The sequence below is a fragment of the Bacillus sp. TH50 genome (assembly GCF_016650565.1).
GTDB lineage: Bacteria > Bacillota > Bacilli > Bacillales > Bacillaceae_G > Bacillus_A > Bacillus_A mycoides.
Genome location: NZ_JAEKFM010000003.1, coordinates 2453775 through 2470375, shown reverse-complemented (window position 1 = coordinate 2470375; position 16601 = coordinate 2453775). Strand labels below are relative to the sequence as shown.

The 16601-nt window shown below is 37.4% G+C and carries 19 protein-coding genes and 1 riboswitch; of the genes, 15 read left to right on the top strand and 4 right to left on the bottom strand.

The window, feature by feature from the left end:
• The first annotated feature begins 240 nt into the window (after window positions 1–240).
• From JFU23_RS12955 to sufB, 14 genes are all read left to right on the top strand, one after another.
• The gene (locus JFU23_RS12955) at window positions 241–606 is read left to right on the top strand and encodes an arsenate reductase family protein (RefSeq protein WP_002129756.1); all 366 of its coding nucleotides are present in this window, start codon (window positions 241–243) and stop codon (window positions 604–606) included.
• A 41-nt stretch (window positions 607–647) separates the two neighbouring features.
• Window positions 648–1031 carry a glycine cleavage system protein GcvH gene (gene gcvH / locus JFU23_RS12950; protein WP_000026895.1) on the top strand — a complete coding sequence of 128 codons (384 nt, stop codon included), beginning with the start codon at window positions 648–650 and terminating at the stop codon, window positions 1029–1031.
• Between the two features lie 420 nt (window positions 1032–1451).
• The gene (locus JFU23_RS12945; RefSeq protein WP_000640865.1) at window positions 1452–1796 is read left to right on the top strand and encodes a toprim domain-containing protein; all 345 of its coding nucleotides are present in this window, start codon (window positions 1452–1454) and stop codon (window positions 1794–1796) included.
• 3 nt (window positions 1797–1799) lie between these two features.
• A complete protein-coding gene (locus JFU23_RS12940; RefSeq protein WP_002015940.1) occupies window positions 1800–2108 on the top strand; it encodes a thioredoxin family protein in 309 nt (102 codons plus the stop codon).
• Window positions 2109–2260: 152 nt separating this feature from the next.
• Window positions 2261–2605, top strand: coding sequence for a hypothetical protein (locus tag JFU23_RS12935; RefSeq protein ID WP_002015939.1), 345 nt, complete (start codon window positions 2261–2263; stop codon window positions 2603–2605).
• Window positions 2606–2730: 125 nt separating this feature from the next.
• Window positions 2731–2838, top strand: a riboswitch (SAM riboswitch).
• Between the two features lie 431 nt (window positions 2839–3269).
• Window positions 3270–4295 carry a methionine ABC transporter ATP-binding protein gene (locus JFU23_RS12930; protein ID WP_061673671.1) on the top strand — a complete coding sequence of 342 codons (1026 nt, stop codon included), beginning with the start codon at window positions 3270–3272 and terminating at the stop codon, window positions 4293–4295.
• Complete coding sequence (locus JFU23_RS12925; protein WP_002129754.1) at window positions 4288–4953, top strand: methionine ABC transporter permease; 666 nt, start codon at window positions 4288–4290, stop codon at window positions 4951–4953. The genes JFU23_RS12930 and JFU23_RS12925 overlap by 8 nt, the downstream gene beginning before the upstream one ends.
• A 22-nt stretch (window positions 4954–4975) precedes the next feature.
• Window positions 4976–5788 (top strand): methionine ABC transporter substrate-binding lipoprotein MetQ, encoded by an 813-nt coding sequence (metQ, locus tag JFU23_RS12920; RefSeq protein WP_002015935.1) that lies wholly within the window; start codon window positions 4976–4978, stop codon window positions 5786–5788.
• A 71-nt stretch (window positions 5789–5859) separates the two neighbouring features.
• Window positions 5860–6666: a methionine ABC transporter substrate-binding lipoprotein MetQ gene (metQ, locus tag JFU23_RS12915; RefSeq protein WP_002089377.1), complete on the top strand. Its 807-nt coding sequence runs from the start codon at window positions 5860–5862 to the stop codon at window positions 6664–6666.
• A gap of 237 nt (window positions 6667–6903) precedes the next feature.
• On the top strand, window positions 6904–7689 hold the full coding sequence (gene sufC / locus JFU23_RS12910) for a Fe-S cluster assembly ATPase SufC (protein ID WP_002034576.1): 786 nt from the start codon (window positions 6904–6906) through the stop codon (window positions 7687–7689).
• 15 nt (window positions 7690–7704) lie between these two features.
• Window positions 7705–8997 carry a Fe-S cluster assembly protein SufD gene (gene sufD, locus JFU23_RS12905; RefSeq protein ID WP_002089372.1) on the top strand — a complete coding sequence of 431 codons (1293 nt, stop codon included), beginning with the start codon at window positions 7705–7707 and terminating at the stop codon, window positions 8995–8997.
• On the top strand, window positions 8997–10217 hold the full coding sequence (gene sufS / locus JFU23_RS12900; protein WP_002015930.1) for a cysteine desulfurase SufS: 1221 nt from the start codon (window positions 8997–8999) through the stop codon (window positions 10215–10217). Before sufD ends, sufS begins: the two co-directional genes overlap by 1 nt.
• Window positions 10207–10638: a Fe-S cluster assembly sulfur transfer protein SufU gene (sufU, locus tag JFU23_RS12895; protein WP_002089369.1), complete on the top strand. Its 432-nt coding sequence runs from the start codon at window positions 10207–10209 to the stop codon at window positions 10636–10638. The genes sufS and sufU overlap by 11 nt, the downstream gene beginning before the upstream one ends.
• A gap of 48 nt (window positions 10639–10686) precedes the next feature.
• Entirely contained in the window at window positions 10687–12084 is a 1398-nt protein-coding gene (gene sufB, locus JFU23_RS12890; RefSeq protein WP_002015928.1) for a Fe-S cluster assembly protein SufB, read from the top strand.
• A 314-nt stretch (window positions 12085–12398) separates the two neighbouring features.
• Here the strand turns inward: sufB and JFU23_RS12885 are convergent, their stop codons facing one another.
• From JFU23_RS12885 to JFU23_RS12870, 4 genes are all read right to left on the bottom strand, one after another.
• A complete protein-coding gene (locus tag JFU23_RS12885; protein ID WP_201031949.1) occupies window positions 12399–13280 on the bottom strand; it encodes an IS3 family transposase in 882 nt (293 codons plus the stop codon).
• Between the two features lie 8 nt (window positions 13281–13288).
• A complete protein-coding gene (locus JFU23_RS12880; protein ID WP_201031948.1) occupies window positions 13289–13585 on the bottom strand; it encodes a transposase in 297 nt (98 codons plus the stop codon).
• Between the two features lie 130 nt (window positions 13586–13715).
• On the bottom strand, window positions 13716–14462 hold the full coding sequence (locus tag JFU23_RS12875; protein ID WP_201032026.1) for a VanZ family protein: 747 nt from the start codon (window positions 14460–14462) through the stop codon (window positions 13716–13718).
• Window positions 14462–14791: a PadR family transcriptional regulator gene (locus tag JFU23_RS12870; RefSeq protein ID WP_016121000.1), complete on the bottom strand. Its 330-nt coding sequence runs from the start codon at window positions 14789–14791 to the stop codon at window positions 14462–14464. Before JFU23_RS12870 ends, JFU23_RS12875 begins: the two co-directional genes overlap by 1 nt.
• A 347-nt stretch (window positions 14792–15138) precedes the next feature.
• Here JFU23_RS12870 and JFU23_RS12865 point away from each other — a divergent pair, with 347 nt between their 5' ends.
• On the top strand, window positions 15139–16554 hold the full coding sequence (locus tag JFU23_RS12865) for a bifunctional metallophosphatase/5'-nucleotidase (RefSeq protein ID WP_207193072.1): 1416 nt from the start codon (window positions 15139–15141) through the stop codon (window positions 16552–16554).
• Window positions 16555–16601: the final 47 nt, after the last annotated feature.

The window sequence follows — 16601 nt, the reverse complement described above, 5'->3', positions numbered from 1 at the left end:
AGAAAAATATGAAATTAATCAAACGTTTGTTTAAGATATATGTTCGGCGTGGGATGAGAAAAGATTTTTAAAAAATTATATATTTATTTTTTCTTAATAAATGGCGGAAAAATAAGAAAAATTAGCAGGATTATTAAAAATTATCACGAAATAAGTAAAAGTTTAGCGAATAATCGTTTGAAATAATAAAATGTTTTCTATATGATAAAGGTAAAGGTTAGTAAAAAAGTAGGTGAATTTATGACAGTAACATTTTATTCATATCCAAAATGTGGCACATGTCAAAAAGCAAAGAAATGGTTTGAGGCAAACGATGTAGCATATGAGATGATTCATATTGTTGAAAATCCACCGTCAAAAGAAGATTTACGTAATTTACATGAGAAAAGTGAATTACCATTAAAAAAATTCTTTAATACAAGTGGAATGCGTTACCGCGAACTTGGTTTAAAAGATAAGTTAAAGGATGCAAGCGAAGACGAAATGTATGAGCTTTTAGCATCTGATGGCATGTTGATTAAACGTCCAATTGTAACAGATGGAACGAGTGTAACACTTGGTTTTAACGAAGAGCAGTTTGAAAGTGTGTGGAAAAAGTACCAATAAGGTATTTTTACATAATTAATACATTCACTGGAGGTACAGTCATGAGCATTCCAAATAATTTACGTTACTCTGAAGAACACGAATGGGTAAAAACAGAAGGTAATGCGGTTGTTATCGGTATTACTCATTTTGCGCAAGGTGAGTTAGGCGATATCGTATTCGTTGAACTTCCTGAAGTAGGTGCAACAATCCAAGCTGACGAGCCATTCGGAAGCGTAGAATCTGTTAAAACAGTTTCTGAATTATACGCACCTGTAAGTGGTAAAGTTGTAGCAGTAAACGAAGAATTAAGTGACCAACCAGAACTAGTTAACGAATCTCCATACGAGGGTGCATGGATGGTTAAAGTTGAACTTTCTGATGCAAGCCAAGTTGAGAAGTTATTAACTGCAGAAAAATATGCAGAAATGACAAACCAAGACTAATTATAGTCGAAGAAAAAGGACAGCCTTTGTGCTGTCCTTTTTTATGTTGTGTACATAATGAATTTAAAAACATATATATTAATTATTATGTAGGAGAACGTTTTTGAAAAACTTTTTTCATGGAGGCTTCATGCTGAGCGAGCCGCTTGCGCTTTTCTTTGTGATCTAGCTTCAGCGGCTAGAACAGTCGGTTCCGCTTTTCGTTATTGTACAGCTCCAGCGGCTAGATTGTTCGGTGGCTTCGCTTCTTCCTACAAGGCAAAAAGCGCCTTTACGTCAGAAGCTCCATCCCCCTGACAATCTGAGCGAGCCGCTTGCGCTTTTCTTTTGCAAAAATAAACAGGAAACAACATGAAAATAACGAATATACTATATACTAAGTTAAAGGTTGTATAGTATATGGTGATCGGGTGATGACATATGATTTATGTGGAAAAAGTCATTATTGTAGAAGGTAAATCGGATAGAAGAAAGATTGAATCTATTATTCGTGAACCAGTGGAAATTGTTTGTACAAATGGTACAATTGGTTTGTCGAAAATGGATGAGCTCATTGATCAATTTTTTGATAAGGACGTATATGTGCTAGTGGATGCTGATGATGCAGGAGAAAAGTTAAGGAAACAATTCCGAAAAGAATTTCCGCAAGCAGAACATATTTATATTGATCGCTCGTATCGCGAGGTGGCGACTGCACCTTCTTCACATTTAGCAAATGTATTATGGGGAGCAGACATTGACGTTTATACAGAATATTTACGGTAAGGAATGATAGAAGTGATTGATTGGACAGGTGCCGAAGCTACAGCCCTAATAGGAAATGAAGAAAAAACAGTGTTATATGTGTATACACCAATGTGTGGAACATGCCAATTGGCAAAGAAGATGTTAACGGTCGTTGAGATGACGATTGAAGATTTGAAAATTGGAATGTTAGACTTAAATTATGCCCCGCATTTAGCGAAAGAGTATGGGATAGAAAGTGTACCGTGTTTACTTATTTTTGAAAATGGGACACTGATGAAGAAAATATATGCATTTCATTCGGTTGAATATTTATATACGGAATTAAAGTAGGCGGCAAAGTTTTTGCCGCCTCGACATATTTCTTGGGAAATATGTCGACATGCGTGATAGATACAGTATTTGTCGAGCGAAAGCAACAGGATTGTCCTTTAATAAGAGGGAATGGTATGTAATAGAAAGTGATATGAGGGATGTGGTTTAGGATGAAATTATATTCTTTGCTTCAATCATTTGTAAATTACGCTAATGGTCAATATCATTTAGAACCGCTTTTAAGGCAAGGAGAAAGAACTGTTAATTTTCGTTTTGGAGATGAATGCTGTTCGTTACAAATTTCAAGAGATTATATAGAACTTTTGAAAGAGGCGAGAGGAACGGAACAAATCGTTTGTTTAGAGGAAGAGGATGTACAAAAATTAGTGACTGGAAATATGAGGTTGCAAAAGTTAATGAGTGATGGACGGGTACAATATTCTGGAACGTATCGAACGATGTTATTAGTTGAATCGATGTTTCATATATGTAAACCGATGTCAGTCGGAGCTTAAAATTCTGAAGTTTCTTTTTTTGCGAAAATTTCTGTTGACAGAGCGTGTGGATATTGATACAATTCAATTCATAAAATATAGACAATTTCATAAATTTTAAATCAGACGAAAATTTAATCTGATTTCTCTTATTAAGAGAGGTGGAGGGACTGTGCCCTGTGAAGCCCGGCAACCGTCAACTTATGTTGAAATGGTGCCAATTCCTGCAAAGCAAATGCTTTGAGAGATGAGAGAGAGGGATAATGTTGTTATATACGCATATAAACCTTTCTGCTTCTCTAGAAGCGGAAAGGTTTTTTGTTGTTTGAATGCGGAGGAAATTCAAATAATAAGAGGAGCTATAACGATGGACTACACGCATGAAAAATAAAAAAATGCGGAGTCTATCCAAAGTTTTTATGAAATCCAGCTCCAGCGGCTAGAATGTTCGATGGCTTCGCTTCTTCCTATGAGGCAAAAAGCGCCTCTACGTCAGAAGCTCCATCCACTTCACATTCTAAACGAGCCGCTTGCGCTTTTTACTAAATCTAGCTCCAGCGGCTAGAACAGTCGGTCGTTTCATCCCTTCCTATGAGGCAAAAAGCGCCTCTACGTCTGGGATTCCAACGCCCTCTTGTTCTAAGCGAGCCGCTTGCGCTTTTTATTTAAAAAAGGGGTGAACATCATGATTTTATTAGAAAATGTAAAGAAAATATATAAGGCAAAAAGCGGTGATGTCACTGCTGTAGATAACGCCAACTTACAAATAGAGAAAGGCGAAATATTTGGTGTTATTGGATATAGTGGCGCTGGGAAAAGTTCGTTAATCAGATTGTTTAATCAGTTAGAGAAACCAACTTCTGGCCAAATTACAATTGCGAATCGTGTGATTTCAGCGATTACTGGAAATGAACTTCGTAAGGCAAGACAAGAAATCGGAATGATTTTTCAGCATTTCAACTTACTTTGGTCACGAACTGTGCGTGAAAATATCGCATTCCCACTTGAAATTGCAGGTGTCGATAAGGCGGAGAGAAGAAAACGTGTCGATGAGTTAATTCATCTTGTTGGATTAGAAGGAAGAGGAGACGCGTACCCATCTCAGCTAAGTGGTGGACAAAAGCAGCGCGTCGGGATTGCAAGAGCGTTAGCAAATAATCCACAAGTACTTTTATGTGATGAAGCAACGTCAGCTCTTGATCCGGAAACGACAGATCAAATTTTAGATTTATTGTTAGATATTAATAAGCGTCTCGGCTTAACAATTGTATTGATTACGCATGAGATGCACGTTATTCGCAAAATTTGTAATCGAGTTGCTGTAATGGAGAAAGGGAAGATCGTAGAAACAGGTCCAGTACTTGACGTATTCCGTAATCCACAGCAAGACATTACAAAACGATTTGTACAGCAGTTAACTGATTCTGAAGATACGAATGAAACGATTGAAAGTTTAATAGAAAAGTATCCAGATGGAAAAGTAATTCGTTTGCAATTTGTCGGTGAAGCGGTAGAAAGACCGGTACTTCAAAGGTTAATGCAGCGCGGTGATATAGAAGTTAGTATTTTGCAAGGAAATATCGCGCAAACGAATAACGGCTCTTACGGAAGTTTAGTCGTTCATTTAAATGGTGAAGAAACAGCGATCCAGCAAGCAATAGAAGGGATTCATCAAGATCAAGTAGAGCTGGAGGTGATTGCACATGGATAAGTTAATCGCAAATATTGATTGGAATCAAATGTTAGAAGCAACTGGTGAAACGTTATATATGACGGCAATCGCAGCGCTTGCCACATTTGTTTTAGGACTTATTTTAGGACTATTACTCTTTATGACAGCGAAAGATAATTTATGGGAAAATAAAGCGATTAATACGGTGATTGGAGCGTTCGTAAACATTTTCCGTTCTATACCGTTCATCATTTTAATTATTTTATTAATCCCGTTCACAAAGATTCTTCTTGGAACAATACTCGGAGCGAGTGCAGCGCTGCCAGCTTTAATTATTGGAGCGGCACCGTTTTACGCGAGAATGGTTGAAATCGCACTTCGTGAAATTGATAAAGGTGTAATTGAAGCTTCAAAAGCGATGGGAGCAAAAACAAGCACAATTATTTTGAAGGTGTTAATTCCAGAATCGTTACCAGCGTTAGTATCTGGTATTACGGTTACGACTATTGCTTTAGTAGGCTATACAGCAATGGCAGGTGTTGTTGGTGCTGGTGGTCTTGGAACACTTGCTTACTTAGAGGGATTCCAGCGTGGAAATAACGATGTAACAATCGTTGCGACAATTTGTGTATTACTCGTTGTATTTTTAATTCAGTGGATTGGTGATAGTTTAACGACTCGAATAGATAAAAGATAATGAAAACAGGGGGATATTTCAAATGAAAAAATTATTACTTACAGCACTTATTTCAACTTCAATTTTTGGGTTAGCTGCTTGTGGCGGGAAAGATAAAGATGAAAAGAAACTTGTTGTTGGTGCTTCTAACGTACCGCACGCTGAAATTTTAGAAAAGGCAAAACCGTTACTTGAGAAAAAAGGAATTGAGTTAGAAATTAAAAAATTCCAAGACTACGTATTACCAAATAAATCGTTAGCAGATAAAGAATTAGATGCAAACTACTTTCAGCACATTCCGTATTTAGAAAAAGAGATCAAAGATAAGAAATATGATTTTGAAATAGCAGGAAAAATCCATTTAGAACCGATTGGTGTGTATTCTCAAAAATATAAGAGCTTAAAAGAACTTCCAAACGGGGCGACAATTATTATGAGTAATTCTGTTACTGATCATGGTCGTGGTTTAGCAATTTTACAAAAAGAAGGCATTTTAAAAATTAAAGACGGAGTAGAGCCAGTTAAAGCAACTCCAAAAGATATTGCGGATAATCCGAAAAACTTAAAGTTCAAAACAGATATCGAGCCTGGTTTATTGCCACAAGTGTATAACAATAAAGAAGGGGATGCGGTTCTAATTAATTCTAACTATGCAATTGATGCGAAATTAAACCCAGAAAAAGACGCGATTGCAATTGAAGGAAATGATTCTCCATACGCAAACGTAGTAGCTGTTCGTAAAGGCGATAAAGATAAAAAAGAGATTAAAGCTCTTATAGAAGTACTGCATTCTAAAGAAATTGAAGACTTTATTACTAAAGAATATAAAGGGGCAGTTGTTCCTGTAAAAGAATAATTGCGGAAAAAGGGCTGGTGTATGCCGGTCCTTTTTTTACTACATAACTATAGGGGAGAAGGGGACATCATATGAAAAAGATTCTATTGTCAGTTGTTACAGCACTGTCTGTATTTACATTAGCTGCTTGCGGGGGGAAAGATGAGAATAAGCTTGTCGTTGGCGCTTCTAATATACCGCACGCTGTTATTTTAGAAAAGGCACAGCCAATATTAGAGAAAAAGGGCATTAAGTTAGAGATAAAAAAATTCCAGGATTATGTTTTACCAAATAAGGCATTAGCTGATAAAGAAATCGATGCAAATTATTTTCAACATATCCCTTATTTAGATAAAGAGATTCAAGAAAAAGGATACAAAATTGTAAATGCAGGAAAAATTCATTTAGAGCCAATGGGCATTTATTCTAAGAAATATAAAAGCTTAAAAGAACTTCCAGATGGCGGAACAGTTATTATGAGTAATAACGTAGCGGAGCGTGGCCGTATGCTCGCATTGTTACAAAAAGGCGGCGTTATTAAATTAAAAGACGGTGTAGATGTTGTTAAAGCAACAGTAAAAGATGTTGTAGAAAATCCGAAAAATTTAAAGTTTAAAACAGATGTAGAACCTGGACTTTCACCGAAGCTGTACGAAAACAATGAAGGTGATGCTTTATTTATTAATTCAAATTACGCAATTGATGCGAAATTAAATCCAACAAAGGATGCAATTGCAATTGAAGGATCAGACTCTCCTTACGCAAATATTATCGCAGTTCGTAAAGGTGACGAGAAGAAAAAAGAAATTAAAGAGCTAGTAGAAGTGCTACATTCAAAAGAAATTCAAGATTTTATTAACAAAGAATATAAAGGTGCTGTACTTCCTGTGAACGAATAGGTGCTGGAAAGGGCTGGGAATAACCCAGTCCTTTTTTCTTTATATATATAAGAAGAAAGGTGTATCATAAGAGGATGTAAAGGAAATACTTATATACATTTGTGAAAAAATTGTTACATTTTCTTAGTGTTTGCGATATCATTTTATTTGCTATAAGATTAGAATGAGAATAAAATGAGAATATGAACGTTTTAGTAATTTTTAAAATGTATATAGAGGATTAATGGAGGTATTGAGATGGCTGGTTCTACATTAACGGTTAAAGACTTACACGTATCAATCGATGGCAAAGAAATTTTAAAAGGTGTAAACCTTGAAGTAAAAGGTGGAGAAATCCACGCAATTATGGGACCTAACGGAACAGGTAAATCAACTTTATCTTCTGCGATTATGGGTCACCCAAAGTATGAAGTAACAGAAGGTAGCATAATCATCGACGGTGAAGATGTATTAGAAATGGAAGTAGATGAGCGTGCGCTAGCAGGTCTATTCTTAGCAATGCAATATCCAAGTGAAATTAGCGGAGTAACAAACGCGGACTTCTTACGTTCTGCAATTAATGCACGTCGTGAAGAAGGCGATGAAATTTCTCTTATGAAATTTATCCGTACTTTAGATAAAAACATGGAATTCCTAGAAATGGATCCAGAAATGGCACAACGTTACTTAAACGAAGGTTTCTCTGGTGGAGAGAAAAAACGTAACGAAATTCTTCAATTGATGATGATTGAGCCAAAAATCGCAATCTTAGATGAAATCGACTCAGGTCTTGATATCGATGCATTAAAAGTTGTATCTAAAGGTATCAACCAAATGCGCGGCGAAGAGTTCGGTTGCCTAATGATTACGCATTACCAACGTTTATTAAACTACATCACTCCAGACTTCGTTCACGTTATGATGAACGGTCGTATCGTTAAATCTGGTGGCCCTGAGCTTGCACAACGTCTAGAAGCTGAAGGTTACGACTGGATTAAAAAAGAATTAGGTATTGAAGACGAAACAGCAGAGCAAGAAGCGTAAGAGAGGAGCATAAACATGACAATCGGTACATTACCTTTCGATCAAGAAACAATCCGTCAGCGCGCAAGCGAAGTAAACGAAGCTGCTTGGTTGACTGAGTTCCGCTTACAAGCTCTTGCACAAGCAACTGAACTTCCAATGCCAACGCCTGATAAAACGAAAATTGAAAAATGGGACTTTATCGGAAAAGGCGACGCTGCTAAGCAAGAGCCTGTAAGTTCTTTAACAGAGCTTCCAGAAGCAGTGAAAAACTTAATCGATGAAAATAACAGCGTATTAGTACAACGTACTGGTACAACTGCTTTCGTTTCTTTAGCAGACGAAGCAAAAGAAAAAGGTGTTATTTTTACAGACATCGTAACAGCTGCAACAGAGCATGCTGAATTAGTACAAAAGTACTTAATGAAAGACGGCGTGAAAGTAGACGAGCATCGTCTAACTGCACTTCATGCTGCATTAATCAACGGCGGTGCATTCGTATATGTTCCGAAAAACGTTGTTCTTGAAACTCCACTTCAAGCTGTATTCTTAGTAGACGGCGAAGAAGCTAACGTATATAACCACGTATTATTCGTAGCTGATGCGAACAGTACTGCAACATATGTAGAAAACTACGTTGCAAATGAAAATGCTAAAGGTATTGCAAATATCGTAGCAGAAGTAATCGTGGAACAAGGCGCACAAGTGAAATTCGGTGCGGTTGATCTATTAGCAAAAGACGTAACAACTTACGTTAACCGCCGCGGAATTGTTGGACGCGACGGCCGCATTGATTGGGCTCTAGGCCTTATGAATGACGGAAACACAATTTCAGAGAACGTTACGAATCTAATGGGCGACGGATCATATGCTGATACAAAAACAGTAACAATTGGTCGTGGTAACCAAACACAAAACTTTACAACTAAAGTTGTTCACTTCGGTAAACACTCTGAAGGTTGGATTTTAAAACACGGTGTACAAAAAGATAGTGCAACATCTATCTTTAACGGAATTGGTAAGATTGAACACGGTGCATCTAAATCAAATGCACAACAATCTTCTCGCGTTCTTATGTTAGATGAAAAAGCTCGCGGTGATGCAAACCCAATTCTTTTAATCGATGAAGATGATGTAATGGCAGGTCACGCAGCTTCAGTAGGTCGCGTAGATCCGTACCAATTATACTACTTGATGAGCCGTGGTATTCCAAAACGCGAAGCAGAACGTTTAGTCATCCATGGATTCTTAGCACCTGTAGTAAATGAGCTTCCAATTGAAGGAGTAAAGGCACAGCTTGTTGAGGTAATTGAAAGGAAAGTTCGCTAATGAATATTCATGAAATACGCAAACAGTTTCCAATTCTTGATCAAAAAGTGAACGGCAAACAACTTGTATATTTCGATAGTGCAGCAACTTCTCAAAAACCAATTCAAGTCATTGAAACGTTAGAACGTTACTATAAAGAATATAATTCTAACGTGCATCGCGGTGTTCATACGCTCGGTACGAAAGCTACCGACGCGTATGAAGGTGCACGTGAGAAAGTTCGCAAGTTTATTAATGCGAAATCAATGGAAGAGATTATTTTCACGCGCGGAACGACAACTGCATTAAATACAGTAGCAGCTAGTTATGGTCTTGATAATGTAAAAGAAGGCGATGAAATCGTCATCTCTTACATGGAGCACCATAGTAACATCATTCCGTGGCAACAAGTTGCGAAGAAAACTGGTGCAACTTTAAAATACCTTCCGCTTCAACTAGACGGTACAATTTCTTTAGAAGATGTTCGTCAAACAGTTACACCGAATACAAAAATCGTTTCTATCATGCACGTTTCTAACGTACTTGGAACGATTAACCCTGTAAAAGAAATCGGAGCAATCGCACATGAAAACGGTGCAATCATGATCGTTGATGGAGCACAAAGTGCACCTCATATGAAAGTGGATGTACAAGATTTAAACTGTGATTTCTACGCATTATCTGCTCATAAGATGTGCGGACCAACAGGTGTCGGCGTATTATATGGTAAGAAAGAATTGCTAAACAATATGGAACCAATTGAATTTGGTGGTGAAATGATTGATTTCGTAGACTTACAAGAGTCTACTTGGAAAGAGCTTCCGTGGAAGTTCGAAGCAGGTACACCGATTATCGGTAATGCAATCGGACTTGGTGCGGCAATTGATTTCCTAGAAGAAATCGGTCTTCATAATATTGAAAAGCATGAACATGAATTAGCGCAATACGCTTTAGAGAGACTATCAGAAGTAGATGGCGTTACAATTTATGGTCCAAAGCATCGCGCTGGTCTAGTTACATTTAATATTGAAGACGTACATCCTCACGATGTAGCAACTGTATTAGATGTAGAAGGCATTGCGGTTCGCGCAGGACATCACTGTGCACAACCGCTTATGAAGTGGCTAAAAGCTTCTTCTACAGCACGTGCGAGCTTCTATTTATATAATACAAAAGAAGAAATTGATACATTTGTTGAATCACTAATCAAGACAAAGGAGTATTTCACAAATGTCATTTAATAATTTAGATACGTTATATCGTCAAGTTATTATGGATCATTATAAAAATCCTCGTAACCATGGCGTGTTAGAAGATAGTGTTACCGTTAACTTGAACAATCCAACTTGCGGCGATCGTATTCAACTTACGATGAAAGTAGAAGAGGGTATTGTACAAGAAGCGAAGTTTGAAGGCGAAGGATGTTCAATTTCAATGTCTTCAGCTTCAATGATGACACAAGCAGTAAAAGGAAAGAAAATTGAAGAGGCTCTTAAGCTTTCTAAAATTTTCTCTGACATGATGCTAGGAAAAGAGTATGATGACAGCATTGATTTAGGAGATATTGAAGCATTACAAGGCGTATGCAAGTTCCCGGCACGTATTAAATGTGCAACATTAGCGTGGAAAGCGTTAGAAAAGGGCTTAAACGAAGATAAGTAATGTTAAAGGTTCCTAAAAACGAGGTTATATAAGGAGGGACACACCAACATGGCGAAGCAACTGCCAGATATCGGCGATTATAAATATGGTTTCAAGGATAAAGACGTTTCGATTTTCCGTGCTGGACGCGGTTTAACAAAAGAGATCGTTGAAGAGATTTCACGTATGAAAGAAGAACCACAGTGGATGTTAGACTTCCGTTTAAAATCACTGGATAAGTTCTATGAAATGCCAATGCCACAATGGGGCGGCGACTTAAACGACTTAGATTTCGATGAAATTACGTACTACGTAAAACCATCTGAGAAATCTGAGAAGTCTTGGGATGAAGTACCTGAGGAAATTAAAGCGACATTTGATAAATTAGGTATTCCTGAAGCTGAGCAAAAATATTTAGCTGGTGTATCTGCACAGTACGAATCTGAAGTTGTATACCACAACATGAAAGAAGACCTAGAAGATCTAGGAGTCGTCTTCAAAGATACAGATAGCGCATTAAAAGAGAACGAAGATATTTTCCGTGAGCATTTCGGAAAAGTAATCCCACCAACAGACAACAAATTCTCTGCATTAAACTCTGCAGTTTGGTCTGGTGGATCATTCATCTACGTTCCAAAAGGTATTAAAGTTGATACACCACTTCAAGCGTATTTCCGTATTAACTCTGAAAATATGGGACAATTCGAGCGTACGCTTATCATCGTAGACGAAGGCGCACACGTACACTACGTAGAAGGTTGTACAGCACCTGTTTACACGACTAACTCACTTCATAGTGCGGTAGTAGAAATCATCATTAAAAAAGATGCATATTGCCGTTATACAACAATCCAAAACTGGGCGAATAACGTATACAACCTAGTTACAAAACGTGCGGTTTGTGAAGAAAACGCAACGATGGAATGGATTGACGGTAACATCGGATCTAAATTAACGATGAAATACCCAGCAGTTATCTTAAAAGGCGAAGGCGCTCGTGGTTTAACATTATCTATCGCGATTGCTGGTAAAGGCCAACACCAAGATGCTGGTGCGAAAATGATTCACTTAGCACCAAACACGTCTTCAACAATCGTTTCTAAATCGATTGCGAAGCATGGTGGTAAAGTAACTTACCGTGGTATCGTACAATTCGGACCAAAAGCGAAAAACTCTCGCTCTAACATCGAGTGTGACACGTTAATCATGGATAACCAATCTACATCTGATACAATTCCTTACAACGAAATCAAAAACGATTACGTTTCACTTGAGCACGAAGCGAAAGTATCTAAAGTATCAGAAGAACAATTATTCTACCTAATGAGCCGCGGTATTTCTGAGCAAGAAGCTACAGAAATGATCGTAATGGGCTTCATCGAGCCATTCACTCGCGAACTTCCAATGGAATACGCAGTTGAAATGAACCGTCTAATCAAGTTTGAGATGGAAGGTTCTATCGGTTAAATAGAAATGCGGAGCCGACTGTTCAGACCCGTTGGCTAAGGTTCTTTCGCACAGAAGATGCTTTTTATCTTCTGGTGCGGAAGGTTCTTAGACATGAGGGCCTAGGAGACGAAGCTGGACATATTTAAAGTGGAAGCGGCTCGTTCAGAATGTGAGGGGGATGGAGCTTCTGACGTAGAGGCGCTTTTTGCCTCATAGGAAGAAGTGAAGCCACCGAACAGTCTAGCCGCTGGAACTGGATAATATATGTATGAAGAAAGCGCCCTGCTGTGTGCAGTGACCCCTGTCAAGTAGACAGTATTAAAAAAGCGCAACTAAGCAACCTGAGTTCTATATTTATATGGACTCAGGTTATTTAATTTCTTTTGAAATCTTTGATGATTATAAAAGTACATATATTTACGCACGGCAAGTTTGACCTCATTCGCTTTATGGAAGGAGTGTAAATGAAAACACTCTGCCTTAAAGTGACTGAAGAAGTTTTCCATACAAGCATTATCCCAACAGTTGCCTCTTCGAGACATACTTGCCTTCATCTGATATTTTTTAAGTAATTGATTATATTGACGAGATGTATACTGGGACCCTTGATCACTATGTAAGAGGATTCCCTTCACATTTCGTTTTTTCTTTGCCTTTTTAAGTGTATCTAACACAAGTTTTAAGTCGTTTCTACGACTGGTTTCATAGGCAACAATTTCATTATTGTATAAATCCTTAATAGCGGATAAGTACAAGCGCTGTCCATTGAAAATCAAATAGGTAATATCGGTTACCCATTTCTCATTCGGTTTTGAAGCTTGAAACTCCCTATTTAGATGGTTCTCTGAAATCACATAAGCTTCTTTTTTTCCGTAATAAGGTCGTTTTTTCCTAATTACGGCTTTGATACCTAGTTCACTCATCAATCTTTGGATGCGTTTATGATTCAAATGAAGGTTATATGTGGCTTTCAGCCAAACTTGTATTCTTCTATATCCATAAATTCCTCTTAATTTTTTATGACACTTCAATATCTTTTTCTTAATTTCGATATCCTCTGATTGTTTTTTTGAAGGCGTCGTATGCCGTTTTATCCATTTGTAGTACCCACTTCTGGTTACACCAGCAATATCGCATAGAATGGTCACTGTATAACCTGTTTTTGTCATTTCATGGATGACTTCGAATTTTTTTATTTTGGATACGACTTTCATTCCTCCTTTTACATCCCTAAGAGCTTTTTTAACATTTCATTTTCCGCTTCTAATCGTCTGATCTTAGCTTCAGGATCTTCGGGTCTAACCCTTGGTCTACCTAAACCTGGTCCTTTCGCTTTACCGCGTTTTTCTTCTAGTCCTTTGATTCCTTCAGCTTCAAAGTGTTTCACCCAACGACTTACAACCGAGTGATGAATACCTAATTCTTTCGCAATGGTTTTATAGCTCATGCCTTCTATTAAGTATAAATCTATAGCTTGTTTCTTAAATTCTACATCGTAAGTGACTCTAATTTTTCCCATGAAAAAATCCCCTCCATAGTAAACAGGTTAATGTGCTTTCTTTTTCCTGTCTACTATAAGGGGATCATATCAGTGCAGGGCGCTTTTTTATGTTGTGCTGGGTTCAGGGCAGGCTGGGATACCCCCGAATCTAAATCGTATCCACCTTATCCACAGGTTTAATACGCTCCCAAATATGTTTCATCCTAATGAAAGAACCATATCCAATTAAAGCACCTAGCATATTCAATATGATGTCATCAATATCAAAAACACCAGTAAAAGTAAGGAGTTGTAACGATTCAATTAATAAAATAAACTTAATGAAAATTTTAGACGCCATTTTTACATTGTTTATTTGTTTAAATAATAAAGGAAGTAGGAATCCGAATGGGATAAATATGATGACGTTTCCTAATGTATTCATAAGTACGATGTCTATATTATAAGGATCTAGTAGATGTGTTAGATCGAATCCACTTAAATAGCGGATTGTACTTTTGAGCGGGATTAAGTTTATTAACCCACCGTGTATAGAATGCCAGTCGCCTGTTTCAAAGAAGTACTTCAGATTACCAAAGTAAAAAGCTGGCCTCCCGAGCAACAGTTTAAATAATAAAACAAATGAATACGGTAAAAATAATCCCCAACCAATCCACTGTACATATTTTTGCGTAGAAGATTGCATCGCTTTTTCAATTTCAGTTCCTAAAGTAGAGGCTTCTCCGAAGTTTTGAATGGCTAATGTAGTAGCTTCTTCTTCAGATTTTCCTTGATCGAGAAATTCTTGTTTTAAACTTGTAAGATGATCGTAAATTTCAAAGTATAGTTCGTCTCTATCAGATTGCGATAGGCTTGTTTTTTGAACAATACTTTTTATGTATTCTTCAATCGTCATTAATTTAAAGCTCCTTTCTGACAAGTTTTAATAAGAGTTGTAACTGAATCCCATGCTGTTAGTTTTTCTTCTAAAATTTTCTTTCCGTTCGTAGTAATGCGATAAAATTTTCGTTTCATACCAGTTTCAGATTCACCCCAGTATGAATTTATTAAATCCTTTTGTTCCAAACGTTTGAGTGCTGGATAGAGTGTACCTTGGCTCATTGTGTATAGATCATTGCTGTTTTCTTTTAGCCTTTGAATAATTTCATATCCGTACGTATCGTGCTGTTTAATGATGGAGAGAAGTAAAATATCAATACTTCCTTTTAATATCTCTTTATCCATTTTATGGTTCACCACCTTATGATGAGATTGTAACACGACATATGTCGTATTACAAGGTATATGTGTAGGGTAATACTCCATCTAGTAGGCAGCAAAAAGCTCTTCGCCAATCCGTCCAACAAACTTCCTGACAAATAGGTCCCCAACACCGACTACAAAAACAATCCTCCTCCAACTAATCCACAGATTAGAAAAAATAAAGTTTTCCATATTAAAAGGGCAATCTTTGGCTTTTTCTTATAATGCGAGTACAATGTAGAATAGCAAGAAAAGACGAAAAGTATTTACAGGATTATTGCGTACGTATAGCGTAAATGGCAGTAAGGAACTGAGAGGAGGTTTTTTCTCTGAATATAAATAAAGAAACGATCATCCACCTTTATCATACAAACGATATACATAGTCATTTTGAAAATTGGCCGCAAATTTCTCGGTTTGTACAAGGAGAGAAAAGGCGAAGACAGGAAGCGGGAGAGACTGTTTTAACTGTGGATATTGGCGATCATGTGGATCGTTTTCATAGTATTTCGGAAGCGACAAATGGACTTGGGAATACAAAATTATTAAATGAGGCGTTATATGATTATGTAACGATCGGAAATAATGAAGGAATTACATTGGCGAAAGAGCATTTGAATCGTCTATATGATGATGCTGGTTTTGAGGTGCTTGTAGCGAACTTATTTGAAAAAGAGGGTGTACGTCCAGCGTGGGCGAAGCCTTATAAATTACATACAACGACAGATGGGATTACGATTGCCTTTATTGGATTAACGGTAGCTTATCCAGAGTTTTATCATATGTTAGATTGGCATATTGAAGATCCAATCATCCATTTAGAGTCTATTTTAGAAGAAGTGAAAGATGAGGCACATATTACGGTTGTCCTGTCTCACCTTGGAAAAAGCATGGATGAATATATGGCGGAGCATTATGATATAGATGTTATTTTAGGGGCACATACGCATCATTTATTTGAGCGTGGCGTTCTTGTGGATAATACTTTGCTTTGCTGTTGTGAAAAGTGGGGACATTACGTTGGTCACGTTCAGCTTACTGTGGATAAAGAGACGAAGAGACTGTTGAAAAAAGACGGTAGAGCGATTAAGACAGAACGGTTAGGTGCTTATAGCGAGCCGTTATCCACAATTGAAATGCTAAAGGAAGAAAGTAAACAGATAATGGCTGAGCCTGTCGTTCATTTAAAAGAATCATTGCCGGTTGATTGGTTTAAGGAGACGACGTTTTCTCATATGTTGGCAAGTGCACTTAAAGAGTGGTGTAATGCGGATGTTGGGATGGTGAATGCTGGTGTACTTCTTGAGGGATTAAATGAAGGTGTTGTGACGCGCGGAGATATTCATCGGATTTGTCCACATCCAATTAATCCATGTCTGTTAAAAGTGCCAGGGAAAACGTTAAGAGAAGTTATTTTGAAAGCGCGCCGCCCGAATATGGAGAATCTTGAGGTGAAAGGATTCGGATTTCGTGGAAAAGTAATGGGGAAAATGATTTACGATGGTTTGGAAGTGATTCCAGATACGATTCCAGGGAATAAAATTTTACTAGAAGATGTATTGATTAACGGCGAATCTCTGGAATTAGACCGGATATATACGGTAGGAACGATTGATATGTTTACATTCGGATACTTATACCCAGAGCTATCCACACTTTCTGACAAACAATATTATATGCCGGAATTGCTTAGAGATGTACTAACAGACATGTTGATAACTTATACATCTTCAGTCAAACTATAGGCTAGTTAACTTGTAACACTCATTTTTCTCTTGTCATAAAGATAAGA

What these genes read in the sequence shown, in the direction of transcription:
- JFU23_RS12955 (WP_002129756.1), top strand. Translation starts at nt 241, where the DNA reads ATGACAGTAACATTTTATTCATATCCAAAATGTGGCACATGTCAAAAA.
- gcvH (WP_000026895.1), top strand. Translation starts at nt 648, where the DNA reads ATGAGCATTCCAAATAATTTACGTTACTCTGAAGAACACGAATGGGTA.
- JFU23_RS12945 (WP_000640865.1), top strand. Translation starts at nt 1,452, where the DNA reads ATGATTTATGTGGAAAAAGTCATTATTGTAGAAGGTAAATCGGATAGA.
- JFU23_RS12940 (WP_002015940.1), top strand. Translation starts at nt 1,800, where the DNA reads ATGATAGAAGTGATTGATTGGACAGGTGCCGAAGCTACAGCCCTAATA.
- JFU23_RS12935 (WP_002015939.1), top strand. Translation starts at nt 2,261, where the DNA reads ATGAAATTATATTCTTTGCTTCAATCATTTGTAAATTACGCTAATGGT.
- JFU23_RS12930 (WP_061673671.1), top strand. Translation starts at nt 3,270, where the DNA reads ATGATTTTATTAGAAAATGTAAAGAAAATATATAAGGCAAAAAGCGGT.
- JFU23_RS12925 (WP_002129754.1), top strand. Translation starts at nt 4,288, where the DNA reads ATGGATAAGTTAATCGCAAATATTGATTGGAATCAAATGTTAGAAGCA.
- metQ (WP_002015935.1), top strand. Translation starts at nt 4,976, where the DNA reads ATGAAAAAATTATTACTTACAGCACTTATTTCAACTTCAATTTTTGGG.
- metQ (WP_002089377.1), top strand. Translation starts at nt 5,860, where the DNA reads ATGAAAAAGATTCTATTGTCAGTTGTTACAGCACTGTCTGTATTTACA.
- sufC (WP_002034576.1), top strand. Translation starts at nt 6,904, where the DNA reads ATGGCTGGTTCTACATTAACGGTTAAAGACTTACACGTATCAATCGAT.
- sufD (WP_002089372.1), top strand. Translation starts at nt 7,705, where the DNA reads ATGACAATCGGTACATTACCTTTCGATCAAGAAACAATCCGTCAGCGC.
- sufS (WP_002015930.1), top strand. Translation starts at nt 8,997, where the DNA reads ATGAATATTCATGAAATACGCAAACAGTTTCCAATTCTTGATCAAAAA.
- sufU (WP_002089369.1), top strand. Translation starts at nt 10,207, where the DNA reads ATGTCATTTAATAATTTAGATACGTTATATCGTCAAGTTATTATGGAT.
- sufB (WP_002015928.1), top strand. Translation starts at nt 10,687, where the DNA reads ATGGCGAAGCAACTGCCAGATATCGGCGATTATAAATATGGTTTCAAG.
- JFU23_RS12885 (WP_201031949.1), bottom strand. Translation starts at nt 13,280, where the DNA reads ATGAAAGTCGTATCCAAAATAAAAAAATTCGAAGTCATCCATGAAATG.
- JFU23_RS12880 (WP_201031948.1), bottom strand. Translation starts at nt 13,585, where the DNA reads ATGGGAAAAATTAGAGTCACTTACGATGTAGAATTTAAGAAACAAGCT.
- JFU23_RS12875 (WP_201032026.1), bottom strand. Translation starts at nt 14,462, where the DNA reads ATGACGATTGAAGAATACATAAAAAGTATTGTTCAAAAAACAAGCCTA.
- JFU23_RS12870 (WP_016121000.1), bottom strand. Translation starts at nt 14,791, where the DNA reads ATGGATAAAGAGATATTAAAAGGAAGTATTGATATTTTACTTCTCTCC.